Annotated in this window: 24 protein-coding genes and 1 pseudogene; 10 read left to right on the top strand and 15 right to left on the bottom strand. The window is 54.3% G+C overall.

Annotated elements, in window-relative coordinates:
- Positions 1-107: 107 nt before the first annotated feature.
- The 3 genes from VEV40_RS17760 (at position 108) to VEV40_RS17750 (ending at position 4,248) form a co-directional block, all read left to right on the top strand.
- Positions 108-521: a hypothetical protein gene (locus tag VEV40_RS17760; RefSeq protein ID WP_324834261.1), complete on the top strand. Its 414-nt coding sequence runs from the start codon at positions 108-110 to the stop codon at positions 519-521.
- A 419-nt stretch (positions 522-940) separates the two neighbouring features.
- Positions 941-3,673 carry a protein kinase domain-containing protein gene (locus VEV40_RS17755; protein WP_324834260.1) on the top strand — a complete coding sequence of 911 codons (2,733 nt, stop codon included), beginning with the start codon at positions 941-943 and terminating at the stop codon, positions 3,671-3,673.
- Positions 3,674-3,801: 128 nt separating this feature from the next.
- Entirely contained in the window at positions 3,802-4,248 is a 447-nt protein-coding gene (locus VEV40_RS17750) for a hypothetical protein (protein WP_324834258.1), read from the top strand.
- A gap of 597 nt (positions 4,249-4,845) precedes the next feature.
- Here VEV40_RS17750 and VEV40_RS17745 read toward each other — a convergent pair.
- The 5 genes from VEV40_RS17745 to VEV40_RS17725 form a co-directional block, all read right to left on the bottom strand.
- Positions 4,846-5,121 carry a hypothetical protein gene (locus tag VEV40_RS17745; protein ID WP_324834256.1) on the bottom strand — a complete coding sequence of 92 codons (276 nt, stop codon included), beginning with the start codon at positions 5,119-5,121 and terminating at the stop codon, positions 4,846-4,848.
- Between the two features lie 237 nt (positions 5,122-5,358).
- Positions 5,359-6,411 (bottom strand): AAA family ATPase, encoded by a 1,053-nt coding sequence (locus tag VEV40_RS17740; RefSeq protein ID WP_324834254.1) that lies wholly within the window; start codon positions 6,409-6,411, stop codon positions 5,359-5,361.
- A gap of 194 nt (positions 6,412-6,605) precedes the next feature.
- A complete protein-coding gene (locus tag VEV40_RS17735; protein WP_324834252.1) occupies positions 6,606-11,327 on the bottom strand; it encodes an error-prone DNA polymerase in 4,722 nt (1,573 codons plus the stop codon).
- Entirely contained in the window at positions 11,324-11,704 is a 381-nt protein-coding gene (locus VEV40_RS17730) for a hypothetical protein (protein ID WP_324834251.1), read from the bottom strand. The genes VEV40_RS17735 and VEV40_RS17730 overlap by 4 nt, the downstream gene beginning before the upstream one ends.
- A gap of 308 nt (positions 11,705-12,012) precedes the next feature.
- Positions 12,013-12,360, bottom strand: a complete 348-nt coding sequence (locus VEV40_RS17725; RefSeq protein WP_324834250.1) for an ATPase domain-containing protein — start codon at positions 12,358-12,360, stop codon at positions 12,013-12,015.
- A gap of 376 nt (positions 12,361-12,736) precedes the next feature.
- Between VEV40_RS17725 and VEV40_RS17720 the strand changes: the two genes are divergently transcribed.
- The 3 genes from VEV40_RS17720 to VEV40_RS17710 all read left to right on the top strand — a co-directional run bounded on the left by VEV40_RS17720 (position 12,737) and on the right by VEV40_RS17710 (position 14,637).
- Positions 12,737-13,021, top strand: a complete 285-nt coding sequence (locus tag VEV40_RS17720; RefSeq protein WP_324834249.1) for a hypothetical protein — start codon at positions 12,737-12,739, stop codon at positions 13,019-13,021.
- Positions 13,022-13,168: 147 nt separating this feature from the next.
- A complete protein-coding gene (locus VEV40_RS17715; RefSeq protein WP_324834247.1) occupies positions 13,169-13,444 on the top strand; it encodes a hypothetical protein in 276 nt (91 codons plus the stop codon).
- Between the two features lie 401 nt (positions 13,445-13,845).
- The gene (locus tag VEV40_RS17710) at positions 13,846-14,637 is read left to right on the top strand and encodes an SOS response-associated peptidase (RefSeq protein ID WP_324834246.1); all 792 of its coding nucleotides are present in this window, start codon (positions 13,846-13,848) and stop codon (positions 14,635-14,637) included.
- 51 nt (positions 14,638-14,688) lie between these two features.
- Here the strand turns inward: VEV40_RS17710 and VEV40_RS17705 are convergent, their stop codons facing one another.
- The 7 genes from VEV40_RS17705 to VEV40_RS17675 form a co-directional block, all read right to left on the bottom strand.
- Positions 14,689-15,201: a PRTRC system protein E gene (locus VEV40_RS17705; protein WP_324834245.1), complete on the bottom strand. Its 513-nt coding sequence runs from the start codon at positions 15,199-15,201 to the stop codon at positions 14,689-14,691.
- A gap of 37 nt (positions 15,202-15,238) precedes the next feature.
- Positions 15,239-16,051, bottom strand: a complete 813-nt coding sequence (locus VEV40_RS17700) for a PRTRC system ThiF family protein (RefSeq protein WP_324834244.1) — start codon at positions 16,049-16,051, stop codon at positions 15,239-15,241.
- Between the two features lies 1 nt (position 16,052).
- Complete coding sequence (locus tag VEV40_RS17695) at positions 16,053-16,760, bottom strand: PRTRC system protein B (RefSeq protein ID WP_324834243.1); 708 nt, start codon at positions 16,758-16,760, stop codon at positions 16,053-16,055.
- Positions 16,761-16,850: 90 nt separating this feature from the next.
- Entirely contained in the window at positions 16,851-17,846 is a 996-nt protein-coding gene (locus tag VEV40_RS17690; protein ID WP_324834242.1) for a hypothetical protein, read from the bottom strand.
- Positions 17,847-17,953: 107 nt separating this feature from the next.
- Positions 17,954-18,172 (bottom strand): PRTRC system protein C, encoded by a 219-nt coding sequence (locus VEV40_RS17685; protein WP_324834241.1) that lies wholly within the window; start codon positions 18,170-18,172, stop codon positions 17,954-17,956.
- A gap of 65 nt (positions 18,173-18,237) precedes the next feature.
- Complete coding sequence (locus VEV40_RS17680) at positions 18,238-18,387, bottom strand: DUF2470 domain-containing protein (protein WP_324834239.1); 150 nt, start codon at positions 18,385-18,387, stop codon at positions 18,238-18,240.
- Positions 18,384-18,905 (bottom strand): HugZ family protein, encoded by a 522-nt coding sequence (locus VEV40_RS17675; protein WP_324834296.1) that lies wholly within the window; start codon positions 18,903-18,905, stop codon positions 18,384-18,386. Before VEV40_RS17675 ends, VEV40_RS17680 begins: the two co-directional genes overlap by 4 nt.
- 63 nt (positions 18,906-18,968) lie before the next feature.
- Here VEV40_RS17675 and VEV40_RS17670 point away from each other — a divergent pair, with 63 nt between their 5' ends.
- From VEV40_RS17670 to VEV40_RS17655, 4 genes are all read left to right on the top strand, one after another.
- Complete coding sequence (locus VEV40_RS17670) at positions 18,969-19,847, top strand: hypothetical protein (protein WP_324834237.1); 879 nt, start codon at positions 18,969-18,971, stop codon at positions 19,845-19,847.
- Positions 19,848-19,896: 49 nt separating this feature from the next.
- Positions 19,897-20,310 carry a C13 family peptidase gene (locus tag VEV40_RS17665; RefSeq protein ID WP_324834236.1) on the top strand — a complete coding sequence of 138 codons (414 nt, stop codon included), beginning with the start codon at positions 19,897-19,899 and terminating at the stop codon, positions 20,308-20,310.
- A 274-nt stretch (positions 20,311-20,584) separates the two neighbouring features.
- Positions 20,585-21,232 carry a hypothetical protein gene (locus VEV40_RS17660; protein WP_324834235.1) on the top strand — a complete coding sequence of 216 codons (648 nt, stop codon included), beginning with the start codon at positions 20,585-20,587 and terminating at the stop codon, positions 21,230-21,232.
- A 245-nt stretch (positions 21,233-21,477) separates the two neighbouring features.
- Positions 21,478-21,768 (top strand): hypothetical protein, encoded by a 291-nt coding sequence (locus tag VEV40_RS17655; RefSeq protein ID WP_324834233.1) that lies wholly within the window; start codon positions 21,478-21,480, stop codon positions 21,766-21,768.
- Positions 21,769-22,029: 261 nt separating this feature from the next.
- Here VEV40_RS17655 and VEV40_RS17650 read toward each other — a convergent pair whose 3' ends face one another.
- The 3 genes and pseudogenes from VEV40_RS17650 to VEV40_RS17640 all read right to left on the bottom strand — a co-directional run.
- A complete protein-coding gene (locus VEV40_RS17650) occupies positions 22,030-22,323 on the bottom strand; it encodes a hypothetical protein (protein WP_324834231.1) in 294 nt (97 codons plus the stop codon).
- A 306-nt stretch (positions 22,324-22,629) separates the two neighbouring features.
- A complete protein-coding gene (locus tag VEV40_RS17645; RefSeq protein WP_324834229.1) occupies positions 22,630-23,109 on the bottom strand; it encodes a hypothetical protein in 480 nt (159 codons plus the stop codon).
- A pseudogene (locus VEV40_RS17640) lies at positions 23,075-24,025 on the bottom strand (DUF6094 domain-containing protein); the annotation flags it as partial. The pseudogene VEV40_RS17640 and the gene VEV40_RS17645, both read right to left, overlap by 35 nt.
- Positions 24,026-24,053 lie beyond the last annotated feature (28 nt).

Genomic DNA, 24,053 nt, shown 5'->3' with positions numbered 1-24,053 from the left:
CAACCTGGCGCAAGGAGAAGCTGTTGCCCTTTTCATGCTCAAATTCCGCTCTTAGAGATGAAGGCGGTTAGAAGGATGCTGCCGCCTATGGTGAAAGGAGATTGGTCATGAAACACATCAACGCAATCGCTCTCTTCCTGGCAAGCCTTGTCGCGGCGGGCCACGCATCGGCGCAAGATCATGTTGCCCAGGCAACGATTCCCTTCGAGTTCACTGTTAGTGGTAAGTTGCTCCCCTCCGGAACTTACCTGATCAGTTCCGGCATGGACCTGCACTACGTAGAGATTCGGAACACGCAGCAACGCATCGCGATCTTAAGCAATGTGTATGCCTCCGATGCAAAGGCAGGCAATAGTGAACTGGTCTTCAACAAGTATGGCGACCAGTACTTTCTGAGCAAGATTCTTTGCTTGTCTGCTCAGATGAACGTAGAAATTCCTACTTCAAAACTGGAAAAGAGTGTTCGCTCCCAGGAAGCTCGGCTTCATGGAGCTGAACAGACCATGGTTGCGCTTAAGTAACAGGTGGTGAGCTGTTCTTGCAGGCCCGGAGAGCTCCGGGCCTCGATTTTAGAGTTCGTGATTCATTGCGATGGAAAATCTACTATCAGTGCATTAGTTATTGGAGTAATATCTTGCCACGCTCCCCCAAAAAGCCGATGTCAGTTTGATTACTTTACGAATCGCGAACTCAATTCGTAGGATTACTTCTTTGGCGGGTCCCAAGAATTGATAGCACTGTGCATGCAATTCATCTCATCCCAGGCATGCACAGCCAATAGCAAAAGATCAGGTCAAATCTCAATGTTGTAAGTGGGGACTTCATGGCAAGCCGACGAGAGCAAGCGGAGCAATTGTTTGAGGCCGCGCTAGCACTCGAGCCGGCGGAGCGCTCCACCTTTCTCCGTCAGGCATGCCGTGGAGATCAAGAATTAAAGCGAATGGTTGAAGACCTGCTGGCTCAAGATGCACAGGCGGGTAGCTTTCTCTTACATCCACCGTTCGATTTTTTTCACAAAGAGATGATGAATGGAGCTTCCATTGCCGAAACACCCAACTCTCTAGGCAATAAGGATGCTTCTTCAACGCAGGCAGCCGTGGGCACATTGCCAACGGGTCAAGAGCTAATCAGCCGATTTGTGGTTATTCGCTTTATTGCAAAGGGTGGGATGGGCGAAGTCTACGAGGTGGAGGACCGATTCTTGCAGGGTGTTCGTGTGGCGCTGAAGACAATTCTTCCTCACATGGCAGACGACCCAGCACTGAATCAACGATTTGAACGTGAAGTCATGCTTGCGCGGGAGGTGGTCCATCCGAATCTATGCCCGATTTACGATATTTTTCATTGCGATGAACCGCCCAATCTTTTGTTCCTGACGATGAAGCTGTTGCCAGGTGAAACCCTCGCTGCTCGATTCAACCGGACTGGCACCATCTTTGCCGAAGAAGCAGCCGCAATCCTCGAACAGCTGGTTGCAGGTGTTGCAGCCATCCACGCTGCGGGCATCATCCACCGGGACATCAAGCCAAACAACATCATGCTCGACGGAAGTGGTCGAGATGTGCGGCTATGGATCACTGACTTTGGATTGGCCAGGGCATTTGAAACCGAAACGACATTGCCTGGTAGATGGACAGTAGTTGGAACCCCCGCCTACATGGCTCCCGAGTTGTTTCTAGGACGGCCACCCACTCAAGCCAGCGACCTCTTCGCTTTAGGAGTGGTATTGCACGAAGTTTTTACGGGACAAAAGCCGGCAGCGGATCGGGATAATTCCTCCATTGCCGTCAGCCCGCAACTAAAGTCTGCAGAGGTGCCTGCGTTCTGTTCTCGACTGATAACAGAATGTCTCAGTGAGGATCCCAAGCGGAGATGTCAAGCTTTCGATCGAGCATTAAGTGCTATGGGTGAGAAAACCTCACACGGTCGAGCGAACTCATTGTGGAGTCGGCGCCATTTTGTGGGCGCTTCGATCTCGGCCGTCTGCCTGGCTGGAGGGGCTGCCTGGTGGGATTGGGAAAAAATCGAAGACTTTTTGCATCCGCTGCCTCGGAAACGTTTCGTGGCTCTACTGAACTGGCCGAATACTTCTGATGTTCATGTGACTCCTATGTTGACAGGAGTTCTCAATGCCATTAAGAGCGAACTTGTCCGCGCGGAGGCGTTTGATCGGGATCTTTTTGTGATCTCTCCTGAGGATGTGAACAGCGATATTACCAAAGCTGAGGATTTGAAGACGGTCTGCGACCCTCTGGGAGCTAACTTGGCACTAGCCGCATCAGGGATAATGGGGTCGAGGCACTTCGAACTGATCCTGCGTTTGCTGGATCCAGTCACAGGCCGTCCGCTCAGACAGAAGACACTTGCATGCGCGATGGCGGAAATCACAGAACTGCCGGCCAGGGCTGTAGAGGCAGCGACATCACTATTGAACCTCACTCAGTATCTAAAGAAGAGCAGCGACCGAACCGAGCCGGGGACGCAGTCAACAGCCGCTTTTGCCGTCTTCCAGCAGGCCGAAACAATGAGGAAGCAACCTAATGATGCAGGACTCAATAATGCGATTGAGAAATATAAGGAAGCTTTGGATCTGGACCCGCGATATGCGATGGCTCACGCAAAGCTGGCGCAGGCTTACTTCCGCCAATACTGGATTCAGCGCAACCCTAGCGCACTCGAACTGGCTCGGGGAAACTGCGACCGTGCACTAGCGTTGGAGCCCGGACTTGTAGAAGGTCATCTGGCCCGGTCATTGGTTCTGGAATATACGGGAGATAAGCAAGGTGCATTGGACGAGATAGCGAAGGCGCTCACGCTTGATCCGTCAGATCCAAAGGCACTGTTGTGGCAGGCTGAGATCTATGAGCGGTTGAATCGCTGGTCCGACGCAGAGAAAACCTACCGACGCGTTCTGGATGAGAGACCGAATTCCTGGGTGATCTACAACGAATTTGGGACTTTTCTTCAGGAACAGGGAAGGTTCCGAGAGGCGATTCAAGCCTTCCGCGATGCGACCACTGCCGCACCTGGGAGTGCCCTGGCACTAAGCAGCCTCGGTACAGCGTATCTGCAGACGGGCGACTTCGCTGCTGCCACTGAGAGCTTGAAGAAAAGTCTGGCACTCGCCCCAAATGCTGATTACGCCGTCGTAAACATCTCTCTTGCACTCCGGTACCAGGGCAAATACAAAGATGCCCTGCCGTATGCACTGCGGGCAGTCCAGATAGACCCCGGCAACGATGCAAACTGGTTAGAACTTGGAGATTGCTACTCTTCTTTACCCAAGCGTCAGGATGAAGCACGGAGTGCTTATCTGCGGGCTGCAAAAGAGGCCGAGCGTCATTTGCAAACAGACCAGACCGATGGCCCGAGTTGGATGCTACTGGCACTTTACCGTGTCAAATTGGGGGATTCACAGAACGCTCTCTCCTTGATTCAGAAGGCCGAGTCGTTGGGGGCGGGAGATATGGATTCACAACTCTACAAGGCAAGGATTCTTGAGCAAATCGGCAGACGCGATGAAGCGCTGTCTACCCTTGCGGCTTGTTTTCAAAAAGGCGCGAGCGCATGGCAGATTACGCCATTCCCCGATATGCAAGCACTGCGCAAAGATGCGCGTTACCGGCAGATGGTGCAGTCAAGAGCAACCAATCCGAAGGACGGCGACGTTTGACGGAAGCTAATGTGCTTCCTTGAAGAGGCTATAGGTTTGGAAGGAGACCAGATGAACAATTCGTGAGAGTCGTACATATTCTGAATTATTAGCGCTTTGTCTGGGGGCAAGATGTGGGAAGGCTCAAGATGCCTGATCGACTACCCCAAGACCTGAAAACAAATTTAGCGTCTTCCCAAGAAAGCGAGATCAATATGGCAACCAATACGAGTTCTCCTAAGCCCATTAATGTAGTTTTTAACTTGCCGGATCCCGATCAGCCATCGATGAGTCTTCATGGCGAGGTTGGCGGCACGGCGACATGGCAATCAAGTACGCCTAACTACCCCAGGTTTCACGTAAGCTTCAGAGGTGCCAACCCTTTCAATAATGAGGATGGCGCGAAGTTTAGCGGAGAAAATGGCAGACCTGTGGTGCTCACACTCAATGTTGCTGGTCAATTCGACTACAAGGTTGAGCAAATCAGAACAGACGGTACCCGCAAGTCCTCCGGACCGTTCTGTCTCGGTGTTGCCCCGTCGGGCGAATTTAAAATTCATTGTCCAGGTTGCCCACCGAATGGGTTGTCACAATAGTCTTTGTATCAATTCAAACAATAGCGGGCTCGAAGGGCTAAGGCCCCGGGCAGATGACGAATTGATGTTTGGTATAGCGCTTCCACATGGGCAGATATGTAATCACGCGATCAGCAGACGCGCTTCACCGTTGACAGCTAGCTCCTGAAGAAACAGCAGTGGTGTCTTCAAAGAAGAGGCCGGCCCAAGTGATCGTATGAATGGATGACTAAGGTGAACCAACAAATCGAGGTTAAGACCTGAGGTGCGCGCTTGTCGAGATGTTAAGGACGACCGGCCTGCGGCCCTCGGAACTCATCGCGCTCAAATGGGAGGACATTAATTTGACTCACTAGAGATTCGAATCAATAAATCCTGCGTCCGTGGTGAGTGGTGCAAGACTCCGGGAAGGTCAAGCCGCTTCCACTGCATGTTGTCATGGCAGCGGCTTTGGAGGAATGGAAGCGTTTCACTTTCTACAAATCGACCGAATGATTTTCTGTTTCCCTCCAGCAAGAAGAATGGGCCACTCCTGTCTGGGACATGATGCTTAGAAAGATCGGAAGAGAGGGTAAAAACCGGTATTCTGGGCGCTATTTGCTGCCAAATTGCTACCAACTAGCCATTCACCAAATGGGCCGATTGGGCTGGCCGTGCGGGAACAGCCCACTTTGCTTCTGTTCGACAGTTAGCCTTTCCCGTAGATGAGACATTTAACTCGATTCCGACTCGATCTTCGATTGCGATCACTTCGAGAGCCAGCGGGTCGACAGTCTCCCGGAATGCATCAAGGATCTTGCGTGAACGTTCACCGCCGAAAGACGTTAGCTCCTCGAATCCATCCACGTCGTTGGCTTGAACGAGCTGGGCAAGTTGCTCCGGTCTCAGCTGCATGAGTGTGGTGATGATCTCTTCGTGATTCCGAACCCTCGCACCACGCAGCCCTTCCACAGCATCTGCTGGTAAGCCAAATAATCTGCGTTTCGCATGATTCGTATGCGCACGCGTTTGCCGGCTTCGCGCTGAAGTTCCGATGCGACTTCCTCGCGTATGGTCGAAATTTGATCGCCATGAGAATGTGCTTCGTCTTGAGCGCCTTGCGTTCATCAAGCAGCGTCTTCAACTCTACGTTCAGTTCTGAGCGCGTTCCTCTAAGTCATGAAGTCTGGCAAGTTGCTGCTCAAGTGTGGCCCGCTCCCGGGCTTGCTCGCTGGCCGCTTGGTTGATCGCTGTTAGCCTGGCCAACTCGCTGGCGTGACCGGTGTGGGCTTGGGAAATGCTTTGGCGGGCCTGCGCTAGAATGTCCCGGGCTTCGCGAATCTGACTATTGATCGCCGAGACATGCTCTTCAGCGGTTCTTAAGGCCGTCTCCAGCAAATCGTCATAGTGGCGGAGAATTTCTGCATTCGCGGAATCCTCTTCCACGAGACGCGCCTTGAATATGAGTCTCGCCTCCTTTTTCAGCTGTTCGAGGGTTCGGTCTAAGTTTTTGATATCTCGATCTGTTGCATCCAATTTGCTGATTTCGCGTTGATTGAGCTGCTGCTGGCGCGAAATACGGATAAAGTCCGGGGTCGGTTCATGATCTGACGGTGCAAGAGCATTGAGCCGCGCACGGACGTCCCCGAGTTCTTCAGCTTGTTCTGTGAGGTCCTGGATCGAGCGTTCTGTGGCCCGAATACGATCGGCATTCGCATCCAGCGTACGTGCGCTCTCGGCAAGCGCTAAGTGAATCGCTTGCATTTGCTCGCTGCGCAGCTCGTCTAACAGGTTTCTACGCTTTTGGCCCAGGACTTCATCTGCAATTGCTTCAATTTCAGGACTGCTATAGGCGTCCAGCTGTAGAAACGTACCTCGATCGATATCAACCGTGTTGATCGTCCTTCCGTCCGGCGACAGAAGAACCGGTTGTTGCTTTAGGCCCCTTTTGATCGTGTACCGGTTCGCACCTTCAGCTAACGCGGTAATCGTTACGAGAGCCCCGCCAGCGAAGTTGGCCTGGACGAGTTCAAGGCTTTGTTTCGGTGCAGCCTTCGTGCCGCAGACCGCAAATCTGAGTGCTTCAGCGAGTGTTGACTTTCCACTCCCACGCGGCCCAATGATGCACGTCAAGCCTTGGGGCAGATTGATCGTCAAACCGGGGAGGAAGCCACCAGTAATCTCGATTTTCTCAATGAACCACATAAGACGCCACGGCTCGAGAACATGAGCAGTATGACAACGATACAAAAAAGCCTTTTTCGTATGCCGGACTGTGAGAGAGCCAGTTTACGCAACGCGCGCCAAAGAGCACAAGAGATTCTCATCCCTGGGCCTAAGTCGACAGTGTTGACTTTAGATTCGTCCAGAAAGGGGGATCTCCGAGTGGATTGCTGGAGCTAATGGAAATAATGCGATTGCATTGCCAGTGCGTGATCCGCCAGTTCCATCAGCCGAGTCGATCTCACATGGACTACGTTGTCCCGATTCTGAAGAATGCCTTCGACGAGAAGGAATTTGCTGCGGGTAACCAGAAGTCGGTTCTGATCATAGATGTCAGGCATAACGATCACATTAGAGATGTTTGTCTCATCTTCAAGAGTCATAAAAATGACTCCCTTTGCAGTTCCAGGTCTCTGTCTGGTAATCACACAACCAGCCATACGCACGAATTCACCATCCCGGCATGTGCGTAATTCCTCAGCAGAAAGAACACCCTGTTCTCGAAGTTCAGCTCGACGGTAATACATAGGGTGCTTCCCAGTGGTGATGCCGGTACCCGCATAGTCCGCAACAAGACGTTCTTCCGTTGTCATCTGGATGAGCGGATGTGATTCGAATTTCTCATGCAGCCATTCACTACGTCGACCGAAGAGTGGCCCTTCAGGCTTACCGGCTCGTTCTACCTGCCACAAAGCATCGCGCCGATGCTCGATACCATCGATTCTGTTGAGCGCTCCAATCCTTGCCAGCGTTCGCAGCTCTTCTTCCGTCAATGGTGTAAAGCGCCTGGCGAGATCTTCGGCCGAGCGGAAGTGGCCTTCTTCCGCCCGTGATTTGACGAGCGCCTCCCCTGACGTTTTGCGCAGCCCTTTGACGTAACTAAGTCCCAGGCGTACGGACAATGTCCCATCCTGTTCTCGCTCGATCGCACAAGACCAATCGGAAGCTTGAATATCGATGGGCTTAATTCGCAGACGATGGCGCTGCGCATCTTTGACCAGCACCGCCGGCGAGTAGAAGCCCATCGGCTGATTGTTGAGGATGGCACACATAAACGCAGCCGGATATTTGACCTTGAAGTAAGCAGAGGCATAGGCAATCAATGCAAAGCTGGCAGCGTGCGATTCTGGGAACCCGTATAAGGCAAACGAACTGATCTGCTGAATGATCCGGTCCTGCGTGGCAACATCGATGTCCTTGGCGGTCATGCCAGCGCGAAACTTTCCTTCGAGATTCTTCATGCGCTCCCACGAACGGCGCATGCCCACAGCGCGACGGAGTTCTTCCGCTTCTGCGCCTGTGAAATCGGCGATGATCATTGCCATCCGGAGCAGCTGCTCTTGGAACAGAGGCACGCCCAGCGTTCGCTTCAGCACAGGTTCGAGTAATAGATGGGGATAGGTGATCTCTTCGCGGCCTTGTCGTCGTCGCATGTAGGGGTGCATCATTTCGCCGACGATGGGGCCAGGTCGAATAATGGCGACCTGAACCACCAGGTCGTAAAAGTTCTTTGGATGATTGAGCGGCAGCGACGCCATCTGTGCGCGGCTCTCGACCTGAAACATGCCGACAGTGTCGGCCTCCTGCAGTACGCGATAGACTTCCTCATCCTGAGGCAGGTTCGCCAGGTCAACAGTCTCCCCGTAGTAGCGCGGCATCAATTCGAGGCAGTCGTGTAGCACCGCCATCATGCCGAGGCCGAGTAGATCGACCTTGATCAGGCCGAGACAGGCGCAGTCTTCCTTGTCCCACTGAACGACTGAGCGTCCATCCATGCGGGCGCGTTCAAGTGGCACGACGCGATTCAACTGTCCCTGGCAGATCACCATGCCGCCGGAATGCTGCGAGAGATTGCGCGGCAAGTCCTGTATCCGCATGGAAAGCTCAAGGTATTTGGCGACGCGTGGATGTTGAATATCGAAGCCTGCATTCATGAACGAATGCGCCATCGCGTCGGTCTTGCCGCGCCACTCCCATTGACCGGCCAGCTTCGATAACCGCCCTAAAGATTCCTCATCGAAACCGAGTGCTTTACCAACTTCACGTGCCGCAGATTTCTGCCGATAGGTGCTTACATTGGCGGTCATGGGCGCGCCAAGTTCGCCGTATCTCTGATAAACGTACTGAATTGTCTGCTCGCGTTTGTCACCGGATGGCAGGTCAAGATCGATGTCTGGCCACTCACCTCTGCTCTCGCTCAGAAAACGTTCAAAGAGCAGGTCCATCCCGATGGGGTCAACGGCGGTAATTTCGAGTGCGTAGCAAACAGCCGAATTGGCGGCACTGCCGCGTCCCTGGACCAGAATGCCGTTACGCTTGCAGTACGCGACGATGTCCCAGACGATGAGAAAGTATCCGGCAAAACCGAGCTTCTTGATCAGCGCCAGCTCATGTTCGACCTGCTTTTTCGCACGTTCGAAGAGTGAGCGATTCTTTTGCCCGTAGCGATGCTGAATACCATCGGCGACGCGTTTGCGCAGAAAGCTGTCCATCGTTTCCCCGTCGGGCACGGGATAGTGCGGGAATTGGTAGCCGAGATCGTCGAGTTCAAATTTCAAGCGGGAGGAAAGATCAGCCGTCCGCTCGACTGCTTCTGGAAAGTCATGAAAGGGCGCCACCATTTTGCTAGCAGTTCGCAGATAGCGCTCACTGTTGACGGCGAGCAGACGTCCGGCCTGATCGAGCGGCACGTGATGATGGATGGCAGTAAAAAGGTCCTGAATCTCACGGTCATACCTGGCCGCATACTTAACGCCATTGGTTGCGATGATCGGAAGATTCAGAGACCGGGCAATGCGAATCGCAGTTTGATTCCGCCATTCCTCGGCACGCTCCTGATGCCTTTGCAGTTTGACATAGACATTGTTGTAACCGAAGATGCGGGTGAGATTTTCGACCGTCGCGCGCCCGGCTTCTTCGCCGCCACGAGCCAATGCAGCTGCCAGTGGTCCTTCATCTCCACCTGTGAGGCAGACCAGCCCGGATGAGTATTGCTTCAGGTCATCGGTAGTTGCCGCACCATCATTCTTGGTGCTCTCACGCATTTTGAACTGCGTGATGAGCTGACAGAGATTCTGATAACCTTCGCGCGATTCACAGAGCAGAGGCAGGCGTGCTGGCTCATCTGGAAATTGGTTCGGCAACCATGGCGGTGGCTTGAGGCGTAGTCCGAAACTCGAAACCGCGACTTCGGCTCCGACATGCGCCTTGAGACCATTTAGTTTTGCGCTGGTGTGGAATCGTGCCGAGCCATAGATACCATTGTGATCGAGCAGCGCCATTGCCGGCATGTTGAGCTCGATGGCGCGTTCCACCAGATTCTCCGGCGACGAAGCAGCTTGCAGAAAGCTGAAAGCGCTATTTGCATGCAGCTCGACATACTGCCAGTCATACAAAGCGACCATCTGCCACTGTTCCTGCATAAGGTCGTGTACGAGACAGCAGCTAAGCATTAAACCATCGTGGGAGCGTGCGATCAGGTCCCAGTGTTCGCAGTCCCAGAGCGAGGGATTCCACCATTCGCCCGCAGTCAGCCATGGACCATAGGCCCGTTCCACCAGATATCGGCGCTCGCGAAAAGTAAATGATTTCGGAGATCCAGTCTGCAGCGTGACGGCAACGGGCTCTGCAGGACGAAGCTGACGCAGCGCGGAAGATAACCCGGTCTTTGCTGTCTCTACAGGTGTAGTGGTTGGAACCGTGAACGGTTCGAGGTGAAACCCTTCCGCGGCATGCGTGTCGTCGAGTACTGCCTGCCCGACGTTTTCGTCACCAACGATGGCGCGAATACGCGCGAGTGTTACATCCAACCGTGATGGTTCCGGCAGCTGCGGGGAAAACAATCCAAGTTGCACTTTGCTCGTGCGGCCGGATTCTGCTGTTAGAGTCAGCGCAAGGATTGCTGCTGATGGCGGATGAGCTTCGAGATCGAGATGCAGCAGTTTGATCCAGGACTGTTTATCGTTGGTTGGCTTGGCAGGCCGAACCGTGCGCGAATGAGTTCTGCCAGCTTCGAGCTTCAGCACAATCGTCACGGACGCGAGTGCAAGGATGCGCGCAGTGGCGCGAAAGATGAGCTGCTCCAGCATTACATTCACGACAAAGAGCAAGGCATCGAGCAATTCGACCGGAGAATCAAGCTCCATCTGTTCTTCGAGAGTGAAGACAGGCTCGACTGGTTGAAACAAATGGGACAACTCGCCACAGGCCAGCTGACGAAGACGTTTGCCAGCTTGGCCCATGCGTGAGATCAGCTCTTTCTCAGGCAATGCCGCAAGCATTCCCAAGGTATGAATTCCCCACAAGGAGAAAGTCTCGGCCTGCTTTTCCGTGAGATCGAGGACATGGAGTGGGAGTCCCGCAAGCGCTGCGCATTCTTCGCCGTTAGGAACAACCTTGATAGCGCGTTTGGCGGATAAACCTTTGGCGATTGCAATCGCTGCATGAAAGTTGCTGCTGACAGCTATGCAGGCTGATACTCCCAGCGTTTTCACGCGGGTAAGGAGATTCTGTGCCAGAGGTTCGGGCGGCCCGAACAAACTTCTTGTTCCGGCGATATCAATAACGCAAAGGAAAGTGCCATCGATGCTGCAATCTTCCACTCGGGGCGAGAATCCGCCTGCGCACTCAAGGAGAATCGTTCTGGTTAGCTCTTCAGTATTCAGGGAACGCTCGAGGACAATTGCAGAGGGAAAGGTATCTACCTCAACCTGGGTCATGCCGTAAGCAACCCCGAGTGTATGCGCGTTCTTGTTCAGCGAACATACCTGCTGCAATGGCGGATCGCCGGCCATGACGACACATGGTTTTCCAGTAAGATCCGGTTTCAAGCGCAGGAGCGCCTGCGCGGGAAATTCCCTGGCATAGAGGCAGGCATACAGTTCAGCATGCTTTGTCATGCTCCACCTGCCCATGTGGTCCGGCTGCGCCAGTTCGCGACCGTTTCTCTCTGAGGGGGCTTGCGTAGAGGAAGTACATTCGTCGGAGTTTGCGAGAAGCGCCGGCGTGTCAATTCCAGTGAATGCGTGATGCCAGTGCATACCGTGGGTTCATCACGGCGCGCCATCCCAGGTTGGAATCGCAGCAAAAGTTCTCCGCTGCTCTTCGCGCAGGAGTGTTGCGTAAGAAGGACGATGCTTGCCTGCGTTTGCTCAGCCGCGGCTCGATAGCGAAACCACGTTGCCAATGGAACGCGCGAAGTATGCTCAGGGGCGATGCTGCCCATATCCAGCACAACCGCACTGAAGCCTCCGGCCTGCAGGAGAAGATCGGTCACTCGGAGTGCCTGATCGATGCGAGATAAAGGCTTGCTCAAAGGAAGCAATCTTGCGCCTTGTTTTGGCATTCGTGTCTTCGCACACGGTTCGAAAACTACCGTTTCAGGTCTTTCCTTACGCTGCGGTTCCGCGCAACGTGGAGCCAGGGTTTGCGATTGCAATAAATCACTGACTGCGCTGGAGAGGCCTTTGACTTCATTGCGCGGGTGAGTGCCGAATCCGCCACCGTGCAAACCTTTCTTGATTGATGGTGGAATCAGGTATTTGTCAGGAAGACTGAAGGCATGTGTCGATTGAACTGACGCTGTTATTCTACGCCACATCGGACCCAGAGAAGCCGTGACAGATCAATACCCGAAGCTGCGGCAGATTCGGGATGCAATGTGTTCGACACATCGACCCAGGCGCAGACCTTTCCTGCCTTCGTCATCTGCGCAATAAAGGAGAGTGCCAGCGAGGTACGGCCCGAGGATTCGGGACCTACCAGCTCCGTGATGGCGCCGACTGGAAAACCACTTCCAATGAGTGTGTCGGTTTCCTCAACACCCGTTGAGGAAACCGGCCTAACCAATCGCGGTGCTGGAGTCAGTGCTGAAGGAATTCGGTCTGCCAGGGCAGCTTCGATCTGAGCACGTAATAATGTGGCAGAAGGCATAAAGCTTGTTCGCCTTATCTTCGCTCTACGCGCTTACCTCTTGTCAAGGAGATGAGCTGCATCTAATACTGGGCAATATTGCTATATCTAACTGAATACAAATTACTTATGTGTGACACTATATTGTTTAATTATTTTCTCCTTTTCTTCGCTATTATGGATAGCGTGTTCCATGGACCTCCACAACAGATCTACGATTTCGTCATTACCTATAAGCGCTGTCGAGAGAACATAGCTGCCCCGGTGCAGACGATGCCTGACTCATGGATTATCCATACCTGTCCATTGTGTGGCGAGCGTCGGCGCTACCTTCCAGCGGAGATATTCAAGGGCAGACTATCTAGCGATTTTGAAGTGTGGGCGCGGAAGACAAAACATGCCATCTGAGCCTGAGATCGGCGGCTACAACATTTCCACGGATTGGCCCAAATTGGGACCGTCACTGTTGATCGCTACCTGTCTCATCTTGGCAATTCGCACAGCGAAGTGGCCGGCAACATTTGAAAACACAAGTTCTAACCCCGAACTCGATAAAGAGATCGAATATGCCACATTCCTAGCCAGCCGAGTCATGGCCTCCCTGGTGTCGAAACGGGAAAGGCTGTTTCCACAGAGACGCGAACCCTGGTATCAACCAAAAGATGAAGACGGACCGAAGTGATAGGGATGGAGCCTTTAGCTCTTTTTCGCCGGGTAACCATTTGCTGATTACAAGTTGATGCGGCAAGAAAACCAAAGAGGAGTTTCAAAAGGAAAGCCCAACAGCTACGGTTCCATCATTGAGTAGCACTTGGGGGGCTACTGAATTGTGGCGCCAGTGAACGAACAGTTCACTGGCGTTTCGCATTTCGGCAGCATTACGATGACGCGCATGGAACTGAAGGACCACATCACCTCTGACAACAAGTTGAACTTCTGTGATACCGGAAATCGTCTTGCGTTGGACTATCTGAGAATTTCTCGTGATGTGCTGAAGGGCGTCTCGAGCGGTGATGATGAGGGATACCTGAAGTCACGAATCACCAATGCATTTGAAGCTCTGTTGAGTCACGCACGCCACTGCCCGCATTGCAAGCAGGATTAGGACCAAAAGCGAAAGGGCGAAATCCCTTTCGAGACATCGCCCTCTGCCATTCCGATTTTTGAAGACCTGGTTCGGAAACCAGATCACGACATCGTCATCCCGGAATTCGTCGGGACCTGCGAACTTGCGCCCGCTTTTCCCGTGCTGTTCCGTTATCACATCCGTCGCAAGAGCTTTCTCAGTTTCATCTGTAAGCATTCAGTCTCCCGAGTGCCTGACGAGTCCCGTTGCCGGTTCTCTTGACGATCCCTCGTATGCTCTCTTCTTCTGGAAGATCTCTCTTCCGTTGCTTTGAATACTACTCGCGATCTTGATGAAATTGGGAGCCTTCCAAACATTTTGTAGTGTGGAAGGGTGCGTACAAATTGTGGGAAAACAGGCCAGAAATATAGGCTTATGAAATGTGCGGTCGATATCAGCGGAGGGCCGATAAGCAGCGCATCGCGGAGGCCTTTCAACTCGGCAATGTTGATGGTCTGGCTCTTGAATTTGCGTCGGATTACAACGCTTCTCCCGGCTCGATGCAGCCCGTCATTGTTTGGGATGAGGAGTTCGGCACCTGCACCATATCGATGATGTTCTGGAAGTTCCTCCCACCGTACGTAACCGATCCAAAGAAAATGAGCATCGACACGATCCTTGCCCGAGGCGATCGATTGCTCGAAAGCAATATATGGCGTGAATCGTTTCTGAAACGGCGTTGTCTTGTCCCGGTGGATTCCTTTATCGAGTGGCAGCGCCCCGATCCGAAGACAAAACTGCCATGGATGTTCGCTATGAAGGATGATCAACTGTTCGCTTTGGCTGGCCTATGGCGACATTGGTACTCACCCGATGGTCAGTCGCAGATGGATAGCTTCGCCGTGATCACTACTGAGCCAAACGAATTGCTGGTCGAAAAGACCGGCCATGATCGCATGCCGGTCATCATCAAGCGCCAGGACTATCAGCGCTGGCTCGAGACCGGCGACCCCAATCGCCTACCCATCGATCTTATCCGGCCATTCGATTCGGACAAGATGAAAGCATGGCGAGTCGATCGAAGGCTGAATAATGTGAAGAACAATGATGCCTCGCTCTGCCAGCCGGTAAACCCAGTGGAAGAAGAGAAACCTTCCAAGAAACATGGAGCCACCGAGAAAGCAAAGCGGAAACCTAAGTCAGATGAAGGCGATCAACTCAGCATCTTTTGAATCCAATCGCTACACTCACGCGACGAGATGTGGGAGGGCAAAAGAGAGCTTTTAGGCGATACGTGCCTCTTCCTCTTCTTCCGTCTCCTCATCCTCTTTTATTTCCGCAAGAATCTCCGCCTCTTCATCTGAATTGGCTGAAGGAGTGGCGCTCGCGCATGCAGCGGGCTTATCGAAAAGGCCACGCACCTTCGGCGGCTCTGGTGCTTTCTGCTCGTCCTTCTTCACAGGCGCTTGGACCGGAACTGACTTCTTAGCGGTCTTCGATTTATTTCGTGCTTCATCCTGGGCGGCCTTTGCTGCTGCGGCCATTTCCTCTTTGGTGCGGTCGAGCGTGTTCTTCAATTCCAGATGACTGGCGACGAAGCTGACAAGGGCATCAGGCAGTTGGGAGTCGAGTTCGGCCGCGGTTCCGGTGAAGCTCATCGGAGTGGTAAGAGCTGCGTTTTCGCTATCAGCCAGCTTCTTTGGCAGGACATTGACGCGAATCTGATCTTCTTCGAGAGAAGTGACCGTCATGAGGATAGACCTCTGGCGCAGGAGTGGAACGAGTTGCTGAAACATGGGCATTCGATTGAGGGCGGATGATATAGATGATTGTCTACGCTGTTGCACGGAGCCGACGATTGCGTCTCCTGACCTTCGTCCACATTTCGGGATCGACCGGCAGAGCACTTATGCGCCCTGTCTCGGCGCTGAAAAAGGCTCCGTGATGATTGAGCTTTCCATACCGGAAGAGCCGCGCCAGCATGGCGAGCGCGCTCGCTGCAAGAGTCTGGTTGATGAATGGCTCTTGCCGATCGAGGGCTTCGATGGCAGAGCAGCTCGGCAATGGATCCTCGCCAGCCGTAGCGTCGACGATCTCGGGATATAGCTCACTGACCGTGCGTAGTCTGGCGGCCGCACGCCGATTTCGCGAGTTTAGCGGCTGTCCGAGGATGTATTGCCCGCTCGCTGCGTTGTTGCCAATGTCGAGCCAGTAGGTCGTTGTGTGCAGCGGCCGCGTGACTGCCCGGTCGATTACCTTTCGTGCGGCGCGGGTATCGACGCAACCGATGAGCAGATCCGGATTCTCGTGATGCGATGGACGCAGTGTGCGGTCGGTGAAGAGACTAGGTTCGGCTGACCACTTCGTCCCCCAGAACAAATTGATTCGGTTGATGAGCACTATGGCTTTGTTCTGGCCAATGTCTGAGGCAGAGAATGGCTGGCGGACACAGTTCGTTTCAGACACGGTGTCGGCATCCATGATCGAGACCTGGAGCCCGTAAGGATGTCCCCACACGCGCATCGCCTGATGCAAATACGGCAGGCCCATGAGGACGGCGCTGCCGGTTCCGCCTGCTCCCACTACCAGCACGCGGACCGCTCGACGGGCTAGGAAGCCAGGTGGCAGTGAGTGCTCGACGCGCATTTCAACTCCTTTCATCACGCACGAACTGGGCGAGTGTCTGCGGAAGGACGATGAGCGTCTTCAAAGGGAAGAGCGCCCGCTTTCCTGTTAGTTCGCTCCAGAGCCCCACGAATCCGCCCTTGTGGTGCGTAAGGCGGCCGCCATTGGCATGTGTAAAGGCACTCTCGTAGAACGCCCGCTCCCAATCGGATATGGCGGCAACAGATGCGTTTCCCGGACACCGCATCGATCCTGTGCAGACCGTGCCGCAGTCCGAGAGGTTCCAGTAGGGGGCGACAGCGAGCTTCGTCTGTACCTGGGGACGCTTGTTCTCAGTGAGAGCGCGTATCTTCAATTGACCGTCAGCGGCCCGCCACACCAAAGGAGGCTGCGGGAAGATGCGCCCGTTCAATTGATCCGCCTTTCCCTCGGAGTGCTGATAAAACATCTGACGGCGCTGAGCCGGCGTCCACCAGGCAATCATGCGATCACTTCTGGCGAGGATATTCTCGGGGAAAACCTCGGCTGCGGCTCCGCCCCCAAGCGATCGAACGAGCGACTCGACAAATGCGAGGGTGAGCGGTTGCGCCGGTCCGAGAGCAGGCGCCGTGTTCTGCTGCGTTATAACCTCGTGCTTCGTAATGAACGTTGTCTGATTCCCGTGATAGACCAGCAACGCTTCACGCAACTCGAAGCGATGGTTCTCCCCGATGGCTATCTGAACTTGCATGTTCTTTCTCCCATTCCTGGAACTCCTCCACAAGTTCAAAGAGCTCGGTGTTGAATGCAATAAAACGCTCGATGACACGGATGGCGTGTTTCACTTCGTCGGCCTTCTTCGGAGAAAAGACGACACTGAGTGTCGGCTCCGGCGAGCCTTCGAGCATGTGTTGACCCTCCTCGTCGAAACAGGCAGTAATGGCATCTCTTTCCTTGAAGGCAACAAGTAACGATGGGAGCGGAGGGCCATCGTAATAGCGGTCTTCGAGAGGCTCCCGCGACTGTTCAACGCGTAGACGGACAGTCGTTGCAGTTTCCTCAGCCGGTCTATCCAGGCACGGTGGGGGCCATTGTTGTGGGCGTGTAGCAACCGACGATTTTCGATGCTCCACTTCTCATTGAGCGTTTTCTGAATGCACTCCGGGAGTGCCTTCTCCACTTCTGGAAACTCATATTGACTGCGATTCTCTTCCTCATCCTGATTCGCAGACTCGATCAACATCTCCTCATACATGACTGCGTCGATGTGATCGTAGATCCGCATGACGCGATACAACGCGTGAATGAGGGTCCAATAAAATGCTGCCCCTAACCCCTCTGCCTGTTTCTCCAGTTCATAGAGTGCTCGTCCGATCTTCAGATATCCCGCGCCGCAGCAATCGATCGTCACCGCCAGCTGACCATTGCCGAGGCTCGAACCGTAACCGTCGCGTTCAAAGACGTCGCTCATCTGGAGGTGATACTCCACGTTGCGCCCGAGGAGTTCAGCGCGCTCTCGGCCGATACTGTTCATGATGCTCTGTCGCGCGAAGACGACTGCATCGCCGCCACAGCCTTGCCACGTGCCTGGGGAGCCCAGGCCTGCCTCGACCAGAGCAGCACATAGTTCATAAAGCAGCTCCGCGTTGACTTCGTGCTTGTATTCGGTCGGAACCCTGTCGAACGTGGGAAGAGCCTGGCCGAAGGCGCGCGCGAGTGTACCTATCCAAGGGGCGGAATGAGTTCCGATGGAGTCGAGAGTGGCACGCTGTCTGCGCTCGCAAACCGGTCCATGGCCTGGCGAACGGCGCCGGCGAGGCTTATCGATTCTTTGCATTGGAGATGCCTCGCAAGTAATTTCTTTGCTTCTGGAGGTGGCGCAGTCGCCTTCATCGCGAGTAGCGTCACCAGCTCTTTTCGTGCCATCTCGGACGGGGGCACGGTTTACCCCTTCGACCCGATGGCTCTGGCAAAGGTGTAGCGCAGGCTCGTTCCCGTATCCTCCGGTCCGGTCATCGTCGCAGTGGCAATGTCGGGGTACGAAGGGGTAAGAAGGTCGCGGACCTGTTCGATGCTCATCCATGGATCCGGGTCGGGAATGCGTGTTCCATTGAAGACAAATTCACGAGGCAAGCTGCTGGTCTTGAGCGTAGTGGTAGCCATTTCATCCTCCAGAATGATTGCGGATATGGATTATTCGTTGTGAGTAACTCTTCGTCCGATTGCGCCTATTGCCTGGCTTGGCGGACCATCTCGACCAGCACCGTCCGCGTCTCCATCGGGGTCGCTACCTCGCCGGGGAAGTTGATGCGAATGCCTTTCATTCCCTCATTCGTTTTCAATCGAAGAGTAAAGCCCAGCCGATCGACTGAAGTCATGGCCGCTTCCGTTGCCTCAACTCCAGCATGGGAACTGCCAGCAGAATCATCGCATCTACGTGGTCAGCGTTCATGTGTGCGAGGATGCCGGGTGCGCCGCCAGCCAGCGGATCAGGAGCCGCATTCTGGTACTCATTTGCCTCCACCCATCCCATCACGCCAAAGCCTCCCATGTAATAAAGGTCAACGGGTTGGAGCCGGAAAAAACTGAAGTCAGAGAAGTCGACCCAGTACCGACTATTCTCATGACGTGTAAGATAAATTTCTCGAACCGATTGAAGCTCGGTTTTGAGAACCGGTTCGGCAAGGCCGATCAGAGTAGCCCGAGTGGCTCCAAGTGGATCGCCATCGGCATTCGCTTGTCCAACGAAGAGGCTGCATCGCGGGTCCGCCTTCAAATTCTGGGTATGCATGGCCATATTGCTAATCAGAAAAAGAGGCCGGCCTGCAGGGTCGAGCGCGAACGGCATAAGAGATCCGAACGGAAAACCCGCATGCTTGCGGAAGAGCGTCGACAGGGTGCCAACCGAAGTTAGCGAGAGGAGGGTACGGACCCGCTCAGTGTGACTCGCGATGGAGAAATGATGCGTGATGCCCGCGCGCTCGTTAGGCAGCCGATGACGGTATGGGCGATTCGAAGGCCCTTTCGACCGCCCAGCACCACTGTCGAGTTATCCCAACCTATTCAAGACGCCAGATCAGCAATTGTTGGCGCCAATTCCATTATCAGTGGCAGTAACTACCTTGTGTGGTTTGATTTGCTCAGTGGGAGGCACCTCGATAGGATAACTTCGCGGGGGCTCATCAGTGACCTCTCAGTGGATGCGGCGGGTAACACCGCGGTGCTTCAGTCAGACAATATCATCAATGTTTATTCATCATCCCGGAAACGGATTGCGCAGCTGATTGCGGTTGGATCTGAAGACTGGCTTGCCTTTTCGGAGGAAGGTCTGTTCGACGGATCAGCGAAAGCACTTGAGTGGGCAGGGTTCCGACCGGCCGAAGACGAGCCTCTCCTCACAGTCGATCAGTTATTCAACGAACTTTACACACCTGGATTGCTTGCATTGATAGGCAAGGGGAGCGCGCCGCATCTACCTCCTGGCATTAACCTAAAAACATACCTGCAGCTGCCCGGGTTGAAATCACTGCTGCAGAGTGGCGATCTGATTCCTGCATTGAAGCATGGCAAGGCTGTTCTCTGTGTGGCTAGAGAGGAACTTTTCTCGACCCTGAAAGAGATACGGGTAGTTGACAGCGAAGAGGATTCGGACCGCGGATGTCCGCGGCGAATAATACCCAAGGACCAATCCAATCCGCCTGCTTTATATGCGGGTTTGGAGACTCTGATGCGGGCTAAAGCCGACTACTCCCTGGGACGGGCGGAAAATGAACGGGACTTCAGGTTCGGTACACCTTCTGACCGTCGCTATCAGCCGGTATTCTCCGAACCAGCCTGATGTTCCGACTGCTGTTCGGTCGTCGCGGGACCTCAAGCAGGTCCTCAACATGCGGGCGGCGGGCGACAAGGTTATCGATTGGGGCAACAAGACCTTGTGCGGCAGTCTCGAAAACGAATCGGCTACGAAGGCAGCAATCCTCAGTTGTCTCGGCAAAATAGCGAACTCAGTAAAGCCTTCGGATATGGTCATACTTTCACTCGCGGAACATGGAACAACCCGGGGGAACGAACTCTTTTATTACATTCCGCACAGCGACGGCAAGGAAATCGAGGGAATAAGTTCGGCAGAACTCGCAGATGTGTTCCGGAAACTCCAAGCCAGACGCATCATTGTTATCGTGGACGCATGCGACAGCGGCGCCGCAATAGCTCCGCTGCAGCAAGCAATTCTGGCAAGAGTCGCTACGGCCGCCAGCCTTCGAGGCAAACAGCCGGATGGGCAGTCAACCTCAGATGCATAGGATGTTCAAGGCATAGTCCTGATTGCAGCGGCGACAGGAGTTGAGCCGGCGAGTGGTACTAACCGTGTGAACCCTTTTCTGGATAAGCTGGTGAAGTTGCTGAACTCGGATGTTCAAAGCCCTCTTACATCGTATGCGCTAGCCTCCGAGATGCAGAAGCCGATATTTACCACGGATGAAGGATTGAAAACTCGTATTCAGCCCTTCGCAAGCGCACTGGGTGCTGATTTCCAGGTCACTAAGAACACTAAGAATTGAATTCAGGAGGTCGCCTTTGAAGGCTGCTCGATGGGTCATTTTGACCGGGATCTTATTCTGCGGGGTACTCCGTGCACAGGAAAACAACTTGGTGAAGATCGTGAGCGCCATCCAAAGGGGCACGAACACCCATCCTATTTTCGATATTCGATTGTCCTACGCGTTTGAGAGCCGAGAAACGGTATGGCTAGAAGGAATCGGAGTCGTTCCCGGTTCCGGCGACATACAATACACTCTCCGTGCTCGTCAAGTCGTCTTCTTGGATAAAAGAAAGGGACAGCTACTTTCTTTTGTTCCTGTCAGGCCCACCGAGGTTCACCAAACTCCTGTTCTGGACGATCCTTATCCCTCGTGTGTGCAGCTGAAAGGATGGCAACGATATGGGGATCCAAAGAACCCAATAATGGCGCCGGTGGCCGCTAAAGGTGCATGGAGCTTTATGGAAAACGCGCTCGGGCAGACCTTCGAGCATCATGATCTTAACCCAACTGTGTGCAGCCCTCGTGACGGCGGATCTTTGGTAACTCAGTGGACCCAGATAGTGCAGCCTGAAAACTGGATCGAGGGCCAAATCGCTGTCCTGGTCTTCTACGGAAGCGGAACATCCACCCCAGCATTGACCTCCCTAGAAATCTACTATGCCGCGGCAGGCACCCCTGGGTGAGACGCAGCACTGGGATTACAAGGTGGCCCCCCCGTCCAAAGCGCGGCCCTTGAGAAAATGAATCAGCTTCGGTCATACCTGTCGGGCAAAGGAAAGGGCAAATGAAACGTGTCGAGAAGACCCGTGTTCTGGGGGTTCTACTGATCATGTTTACTGCTTCGGCAGTACTCAACTACTTGATATGGATGCATTTCCAGCGCACTTTCGGGAAAAGCGGGCCCATAATTCGGATGGAAATTATCCACGTGCACAGTGTACTAATCGGCATCCTAGTGGGCGGGCTTGTCGCGGGATCGGGAAAAGAGAAGGTTCGACGGCCCCTTGCGCTTGCCGCAGTAGGAGTTTCCACCGTTTGGATCCTTTACGTCGTTTCGACGTGGGATGGCTACCCGCAGACTTTCGGAGCGAACGGCACAAACGGCCTAATTAATTCGTTCAATGATCGAGCGACTGACTTGGCCACACTTGTCTCTGGGACTCTGGCTTATCTCTGCCAGAAGCGCTCGGACGGGATTTCCGCAGCGCCGCCCGAGTGAACTAAAGAGCACGTTTAGATAGGAATGTCGATCTACGTAAAATTATGTAGCAAGACGGCAAGATCCAAGCCCATACCGACAGCCCAACCTAGAACACAAACCTGAGTGGGTCGGCTTCTGGAGTTCTAATCAGGTTAGGAACAACAAACGCGCATGTCGTCAGTCAACTCCCCAGATCGACGCGCGAACGGCTTTCGGACCGTTGGTAGGCCAACTCCTAGGCAGGCCTCTCTTCTCGTAGTGCGATAACCGCTCCTCTACTCAATCCGCAGATGGTATCCACGTTTCAGCGAAACCCCTTCGAATCGCTCCATCGCTCACAATCAGTATCTTGCCAGTTCCGCACTCGCCGACGATGATCGCCGATCGCGCCGTCTTCAGATGCTTGGCGACACCAGAGATGGTCAGTGCCTGAGCGGGAAGCGGCTGACGTAAGAGAGCCTTGAGCGATCGAGGATGGGGATCGTTCGGCCCTTGGAGCGGGGGATACATCTCGACGATACGTACCCCAAGTTCCTGCGAGAAATTGCGCAAATATTCGTAATAGGTATCCACGGCGGGACTCCGGATGATGGAAGTGAACGCGAAAAAAAAGGCCGGGTTGACCGGCCGTTTGAGGAAAGAAGTTATTCGGAGTTGCGCTGCCTTATCGTCCGCGGAGAGATGGCATCATGTGTCGCTACTCAATGCTGGAGAAGACGCACGAAGCGCCTGCCTTATGGTGTATCGGGGCCAGAGCACCGAGCCATTCTTTTCCGGAAAGGACAGCAGCCCCACAGATCGTGCACGCCCGATCCGGGCCAGCAATTCGTCACGCGTGCCCAGGAGCGCCGCCGGTGTACAGCCAATTCCATCCAACCGCTAAATTTTCTTCTCCGCCCACATCGCCTTAAGGATCGGACCGCTCCACCGTGGATCGGCAGGCAGCCCAAGAAAGCTCACCAGCGTTGCCCAAGCAAGTTCTCTGGTATCCGGCTCGAGGTGGAGGATGAATGTCCTACCCGCGCTTCCGTTGGCATGAAGGGAGTTCGAGACCGCGATCAGGTGCCGAAGGGCTTGTTTGCGCCCCTGCAGATGGATCGAGCCGCGATAGCAGATTGCGTCTGGACCAAAGCCCACTACCTTCTGACTACCGTCGAGAAAGGTCACCGTGAACGTGTGCCTCTCGTGCACCGCCGCTGTGATTGCGCCTACCTCGACGTCTCCGCCGAACACGCTGATCAGATGCACGTCGTCGCCTTCGCCAACGTAGCGATCCACATGCAGAGAGATTCTGGTGTCGGTCTTTCCTGAATTTCGGCGATACTCAAGCCGCCCCAGCCGCAAATGTGCGTTCTGCATTCTCGTCCTCTCGTTTCTTGTCTCCGAGCACGAGCGTTCGTCCATCCTCGTAGACCAAAGCGAGTTCGTTGGTGAACTGTTCGCGCTTGTGGACTTCGGTGTAGCCATTCTCTTTTACTTCGAAGACGGTCATCGATTTCACCGAGCGCCAGCGCGCGATGTGCCGCTCATCACCTTGTCCAAAGACCCCGTTGGGTAGGCCAGCGGTGCAGAGAAGGCCCACATGGCCGGCGTGCAATGGTGTAATCGGCCGTCCGCTTGCCATCTCTTCCGTTGGCAGGAGCAGTGCTTCCACTTGTCTCCAGGCAGACGAGTGGACGATGAGGTCCTCAATCTGGTCAAGAGGCAATCCGCGGTAGACAATCTGCGTAGATGACGACGGCGGCACGCGATAGGGCGTCTCATTGCCCTGAAGCGTCGGCATATCGCGCCACCACACCATCCCGTGCAGTGCCGCACGGTTCCTGCTGTAATCCTGGCCGCGCATCCTTTTGCGGACTCCGAAGAGGGCCACCTGGTCGAAGCGTTCAGATTCTGGGTCCGTCAGCCGGAAGACTCGGAGCTCCGCGAAGTTTTCGGCCAACAGCGGAATCGAGGAATCAAGTCGCGCCTGCGGCACTACCATCAACAGGACCCCACCCTCAACCAGCCAGCGATAGGTGTGTTCCAGCAATAAGAACTCCATCCGCCTGTTGTCCATCCACCCGATCTCTGAGTCGTACGGAGGATTGAGATAGAGAAACGAAAAGCTCTCAACCTTGGCAACCGCATTGAAGAGATCACCGTGAATCGTAGTGATACCGCTAGCGGTTGCGGTAGCGGCACGGTCTGCATCGAGTTCGACGCCATACTTTTCTGCCGGTGCTCCTTCGGTGAGTTGGTGGAGCGCCCCTCCTGTGCCAACGCATGGATCGACGACGCTCGCGGTTCAGGCCGAGAAATCC

Source organism: Alloacidobacterium sp. (assembly GCF_035631355.1).
Lineage (GTDB): Bacteria > Acidobacteriota > Terriglobia > Terriglobales > Acidobacteriaceae > Alloacidobacterium.
This window is presented reverse-complemented; position numbering and strand designations above follow the sequence as displayed.

Excerpts from the sequence above, each read along its gene's own strand:
- VEV40_RS17745 (WP_324834256.1), bottom strand. The coding sequence starts at position 5,121 with ATGCAGCTGAGACCGGAGCAACTTGCCCAGCTCGTTCAAGCCAACGAC.
- VEV40_RS17695 (WP_324834243.1), bottom strand. The coding sequence starts at position 16,760 with ATGCAAGTTCAGATAGCCATCGGGGAGAACCATCGCTTCGAGTTGCGT.
- VEV40_RS17710 (WP_324834246.1), top strand. The coding sequence starts at position 13,846 with ATGTGCGGTCGATATCAGCGGAGGGCCGATAAGCAGCGCATCGCGGAG.
- VEV40_RS17725 (WP_324834250.1), bottom strand. The coding sequence starts at position 12,360 with ATGCCTTCTGCCACATTATTACGTGCTCAGATCGAAGCTGCCCTGGCA.
- VEV40_RS17720 (WP_324834249.1), top strand. The coding sequence starts at position 12,737 with ATGCCATCTGAGCCTGAGATCGGCGGCTACAACATTTCCACGGATTGG.
- VEV40_RS17690 (WP_324834242.1), bottom strand. The coding sequence starts at position 17,846 with ATGCAAAGAATCGATAAGCCTCGCCGGCGCCGTTCGCCAGGCCATGGA.
- VEV40_RS17700 (WP_324834244.1), bottom strand. The coding sequence starts at position 16,051 with ATGCGCGTCGAGCACTCACTGCCACCTGGCTTCCTAGCCCGTCGAGCG.
- VEV40_RS17680 (WP_324834239.1), bottom strand. The coding sequence starts at position 18,387 with ATGACTTCAGTCGATCGGCTGGGCTTTACTCTTCGATTGAAAACGAAT.
- VEV40_RS17750 (WP_324834258.1), top strand. The coding sequence starts at position 3,802 with ATGCCTGATCGACTACCCCAAGACCTGAAAACAAATTTAGCGTCTTCC.
- VEV40_RS17755 (WP_324834260.1), top strand. The coding sequence starts at position 941 with ATGGTTGAAGACCTGCTGGCTCAAGATGCACAGGCGGGTAGCTTTCTC.
- VEV40_RS17670 (WP_324834237.1), top strand. The coding sequence starts at position 18,969 with ATGATGCGTGATGCCCGCGCGCTCGTTAGGCAGCCGATGACGGTATGG.
- VEV40_RS17760 (WP_324834261.1), top strand. The coding sequence starts at position 108 with ATGAAACACATCAACGCAATCGCTCTCTTCCTGGCAAGCCTTGTCGCG.
- VEV40_RS17705 (WP_324834245.1), bottom strand. The coding sequence starts at position 15,201 with ATGTTTCAGCAACTCGTTCCACTCCTGCGCCAGAGGTCTATCCTCATG.
- VEV40_RS17685 (WP_324834241.1), bottom strand. The coding sequence starts at position 18,172 with ATGGCTACCACTACGCTCAAGACCAGCAGCTTGCCTCGTGAATTTGTC.
- VEV40_RS17735 (WP_324834252.1), bottom strand. The coding sequence starts at position 11,327 with ATGACAAAGCATGCTGAACTGTATGCCTGCCTCTATGCCAGGGAATTT.
- VEV40_RS17645 (WP_324834229.1), bottom strand. The coding sequence starts at position 23,109 with ATGCAGAACGCACATTTGCGGCTGGGGCGGCTTGAGTATCGCCGAAAT.
- VEV40_RS17665 (WP_324834236.1), top strand. The coding sequence starts at position 19,897 with ATGCGGGCGGCGGGCGACAAGGTTATCGATTGGGGCAACAAGACCTTG.
- VEV40_RS17740 (WP_324834254.1), bottom strand. The coding sequence starts at position 6,411 with ATGTGGTTCATTGAGAAAATCGAGATTACTGGTGGCTTCCTCCCCGGT.